Source organism: Polaromonas sp. P1_G2 (genome assembly GCF_056405515.1).
The window spans coordinates 1-4023 of sequence record NZ_JBFUBY010000335.1 but is presented as its reverse complement, the minus strand read 5'-3'; the positions used below and the strand labels follow the sequence as shown (position 1 = coordinate 4023).

Below are 4023 nucleotides of genomic sequence, written 5' to 3'. Positions count from 1 at the left end.
GCGTGGAAGCTGGCAAGGCCAGCAAGGGAGGGAGCGGCTCATGACAAGCCGCGATATGAATATAGCTTCTCAGTTCTTCGGGCCTTGTAGGAGAATGCCGAAAATGCATCCCTTGATGGTCTCCAATCCCAACTCGGTAGTCGATGAACTGATAGACCGCATCGCGGCCATCGTGATGCGAACCTATGAGGTGGAGCAGTTGCTGCCGGGGGGGAGCCAGGAACGGCTTTCGCTGGCGGCCCATGAACTCATCAGCGCGATCTCGACGGACACCGGGCGGATCGATTTTTCCTGCGAACTGACGCTGGAAGCCACGGAGCGCCGCAGCTCTTTTCTGGTCAAGGTGCAAGGCCAGGCCGCGTATGAAAGTCCGGTCTGGCGCGTCAACGAGATCTATGAGGTGGTGGTGGATCCGCTGGACCGGGGCCCGACCGGGTTCGGCTCCCTGCAATAAGGACACGGGCACGCCGCGAACTGCCGGTTTGTGCTCTCAATAGGTCTTAAGTACCAGCTTTCTCCCTGCCTTCTCCCTATTGTGTGTATCAGATGGGCCAATGAAGATGTTTTCCTACACGGCTTGCCGGGGCTCGAGGTCTAAAGTGGCTGTATAGGCACTGGCGTCCTCGCAACGGCGAGGTGAACCGGAGCCACCAAGGAGGAAAAATGCTCGCACTGCTTAAAGTGAAGCTCCAGCCATCGGGTGAATACATCCTCAAGGAAGCGGGTCAGGACATGACCTTTAACCAGACCATAGGCCCCGTCTCGGACGCGGGCCAGTTCTACAAGCGCGTCGCATCGCGTATCGCAGAGCTGTCGCGCGCCGGCATGCAGATCAAATACATAGACCATTCAGAAGAGGATTCGGGGCCCGGGGCGCTCTGAGTCCTTGCCGGCCCGGCCTTGTCTAGGCCAGGACGAAATGCAGCAGCCTGATGGGATGCAGTTGCTCTTCGCTGAAGTTGGCCTTGTCCATGGCGGCTTTTTCGAGGTCTTCGCGCCCCAGTTCCACCAGAACCACCTCGTTGTCATGGGTGCGCAGGTAAATGCGCAGCGTGATGTCCTTGCCTGACAGGAGCATCGGATTTCCGCGGTTTCAAGACCTGCGGGACCGGCTGCGGCCGGGCGCGACCGGCATGGTCACGGCCAGCTTGCGGGTTTGCCGGAAAGCCAGGGCGCGCGCCTCGGGGTCCTGGTAGCGCGAGGGCCACAGGGTCTCGGGCGTGGTGTCCAGCGCTGCGGCCACCATCTGCTCGGCCGCCAGCCAGGGACTGACGAGCACGCGCTGGATATGGCTGTAGCCGTATGCCTGGGCGACTTTACGAAGGCTGGTGCCCCGCTTGCGCAAGGCAGCAATGACGTCGGCGGGGTGCATATCTTCCTGTGAGGTTGTTGCTTTATTTGTGCTCATGTCCACTATTCTGAGCTTGAAAGCACTGAAGTCAAGCCTGTTTATGCCCATGATTATGAGTGTTGCTTATATTTCTATGCAAATTTCGCACAGCGCCGGGATTCCYGTTTGCGCTTCTGTGTTCATTGACACAAAATAGTGTTCATGAGCACAAAAGAGACGGCCCCGACCGTACAGGACCCCCACCAGCCGTATCCGTTCGCTTCGGTATCGCCCGTCAAGGCCGACGAGCCGGTGGCCTGGTACCGCTACCACGCCGCGGCGGCTGCGGACAAGGCCGAGGTGAAAACCGTGCGGACCGAGGCGCGGACGGTGTTCATGCAGCAGTTCGGCCAGCGCTGCCGGGCCGCGCGCGGTGCGCGCGAGATCAACGATGTGGCCGCGGCGGTGGGCGTGCACCGAAACACCATCTGGAACGTGGAACGCGGCGACAGCCTGCCGGACGCGTTCGAGCTCGAGGTGCTGGCCCGCGAATACAACACCACGCCGACGCAGTTGCTGGGCGGTGAGGGGCAGGACGCACCCCCCTCCACTGCGGTGCCGCACGGCGTGCGCGCGGTGCAGGCCGACGAATTGATCTACGTGCCGCTCTTCGACCTGCGCGAACAGGCTGAGGGCGCTGCCTTCACCGACGCCGACTCGGTGCTGGCCATGCGGCCCTTCGACGCGCAGTTCATCCGCTACGACCTGGGCATCGCGCACGACGACCTGGCGATGTTCGGCGTGGTGGGCACGGCCAYGGAGCCGTGGCTGCATGCCAAGGATGCGGTGCTGGCCGACCTGCGCGACCGCGACGCGCTGACCGAAGGTGTGCACCTGATACGCCTGGACGGCGCGCTGCTGATGAAAAAACTGCAGCGCCTGCCGGGAAAAATCCTGCGGGTCAGCAGCTACAACCCGACCTACGAGCCGTTCGACATCCAGGGCCACGAGTCGGCCGACCGCGACTTCGCGGTGCTGGGCCGGGTGCGCTGGGCCGGCGTGACCTTCAACTGATTCTCTCTGCGTGGAGGAGGGCGGCGCGCCGCGCGCGCTGTTGCGTCTTTGCCGCGCCGTGCGCCGGCAGGCGCGGGCAGCGGGCGGAGCCGGCCGACAGGCCCTAAACTCGGCCCATGGACTCCCCCTCAACGACACGGCCGGCCCGTAGCGTCGCCGACCTCTCGCGCGAGGAGTGGGTGGAGATGCGGCTGATCCACATCCTCATGCGCTATGCGCGGCCGGCGCTGCATTCGGCGCTGGTGTTGATCGTGGTCATGGTGGCTGTTCTCTACCACCATGTGGACACGCTGGCCCTGGGCCTCTGGGCGGCGGCGGCGGTGGCCGTGACCGTGGTCCGCTACGGCGTCGTCGGCATCTACCACCGCAGCCTGGCGGGCGTCAGCGGCCCGCGCCTGCATGCCTTCATGGCGCGCTACGGCTGGACCTGGTCGGCCAGCGCCCTGGTCTGGGGCGCGTCCATGTTCGTCTATTTCCTGCGCGCGCCGGTGTACGACCAGTTCCTGTGCATGGTGGTGCTGGTGGGCATGGCCGGCTTCGCGGTGGGCACGTTTTCGTCCTGGCTGCCGTGCTTCAGGGGTTATGTGAACGGCCTGGGTATCTCGGTCGTGGCCGCGCTGTTCTACGAACTCGTCGTGGAGCGCGGGCTGCCCTCCACCTTCAACACCTACGGCATGCTGGCGCTGGTGCTGATCTACTGGGCCGTGATCCGCATCTCGGGCCAGCGCTTTCACGAGGTGCAGCGCGTCAACCTCGAACTGCAGTACGACAACTCCTCCCTGATCAAGTCGCTGACCGAGCAGAGCCGGGCGGCCCTGGAGGCCGTGGAAATCAAGAACCGCTTCATCGCCAGCGCCGCCCACGACCTGCGCCAGCCCGTGCATGCGCTGGACCTGTACGCCGGCTGGCTGGCCGCGGAGCCCGAATTCGTCGAGCAGATCACGCCCAAGATCGTGCGCTCCACCAAGGCCGTCACGGACCTGTTCAATTCCCTGTTCGACCTGGCCGGGCTGGAAACCGATCCGCTCAGGGTCAACCTGCAGGAGGTGGAACTGGCGGGGCTGCTGCAGGACCTGGAGGCGCAGTACGCGCCTTTTGCSCGCGAGCGCGGCCTGCGCCTCAGGATACGCGCGGCGCCGGGCAAGGTCAGGTCGGACCCGGTGCTGCTGCAGCGGCTGGTCGGCAACCTGCTGTCCAACGCGCTGCGCAACACGCACCGCGGCGGTGTGCTGATGGCGGTGCGCCGGCGGGGCGGTGTGCCGCGCATCGAGATCTGGGACACCGGCGTGGGCATCGCCGCGGAGCACCAGCAAGCGATCTTCCAGGAGTTCTACCGGATTCCTTTGCAGGGCACCGAAGAGGGTTTTGGGTTGGGGCTGGCGATTGTTTCGCGGCTTAGCGAAGCGCTGGGCCATCCTGTGGGGTTGGCGTCCCGGGCTGGGAGGGGGAGTGTTTTTTGGGTTGAGCTACGGAGCTAGCGGGGTCTTGCGCCGGCGGGGTGCTTCCTCTGTGCTCTCTTCTTAGTTCTGCTGGCCGGGGGTTGCCCGGCAGCAAGTAACTTTCTTTTGCTTCGCCAAAAGAAAGTCACCAAAGAAAAGGCGACCCGCAGTCTGGGTCCC

General features: G+C 64.3%; 6 protein-coding genes. 4 read left to right on the top strand and 2 right to left on the bottom strand.

Annotation, left to right across the window (positions count from 1 at the left end; translation table 11 throughout):
• The first annotated feature begins 115 nt into the window (after nucleotides 1-115).
• Both AC1D0P_RS22960 and AC1D0P_RS22955 read left to right on the top strand, forming a co-directional pair.
• A complete protein-coding gene (locus tag AC1D0P_RS22960; RefSeq protein WP_477678859.1) occupies nucleotides 116-454 on the top strand; it encodes a hypothetical protein in 339 nt (112 codons plus the stop codon).
• Between the two features lie 209 nt (nucleotides 455-663).
• Complete coding sequence (locus AC1D0P_RS22955; RefSeq protein ID WP_477678858.1) at nucleotides 664-882, top strand: hypothetical protein; 219 nt, start codon at nucleotides 664-666, stop codon at nucleotides 880-882.
• Between the two features lie 22 nt (nucleotides 883-904).
• On the opposite strand, the gene AC1D0P_RS22950 is transcribed toward AC1D0P_RS22955, so the two are convergent.
• Nucleotides 905-1078, bottom strand: a complete 174-nt coding sequence (locus tag AC1D0P_RS22950; RefSeq protein ID WP_477678857.1) for a hypothetical protein — start codon at nucleotides 1076-1078, stop codon at nucleotides 905-907.
• A 15-nt stretch (nucleotides 1079-1093) separates the two neighbouring features.
• A complete protein-coding gene (locus AC1D0P_RS22945) occupies nucleotides 1094-1408 on the bottom strand; it encodes a helix-turn-helix domain-containing protein (RefSeq protein ID WP_477678856.1) in 315 nt (104 codons plus the stop codon).
• 144 nt (nucleotides 1409-1552) lie between these two features.
• Here AC1D0P_RS22945 and AC1D0P_RS22940 point away from each other — a divergent pair, with 144 nt between their 5' ends.
• Both AC1D0P_RS22940 and AC1D0P_RS22935 read left to right on the top strand, forming a co-directional pair.
• Nucleotides 1553-2404, top strand: a complete 852-nt coding sequence (locus AC1D0P_RS22940) for an XRE family transcriptional regulator (RefSeq protein WP_477678855.1) — start codon at nucleotides 1553-1555, stop codon at nucleotides 2402-2404.
• Between the two features lie 116 nt (nucleotides 2405-2520).
• Entirely contained in the window at nucleotides 2521-3882 is a 1362-nt protein-coding gene (locus tag AC1D0P_RS22935) for a sensor histidine kinase (protein WP_477678854.1), read from the top strand.
• The last annotated feature ends 141 nt before the right edge of the window (nucleotides 3883-4023 follow it).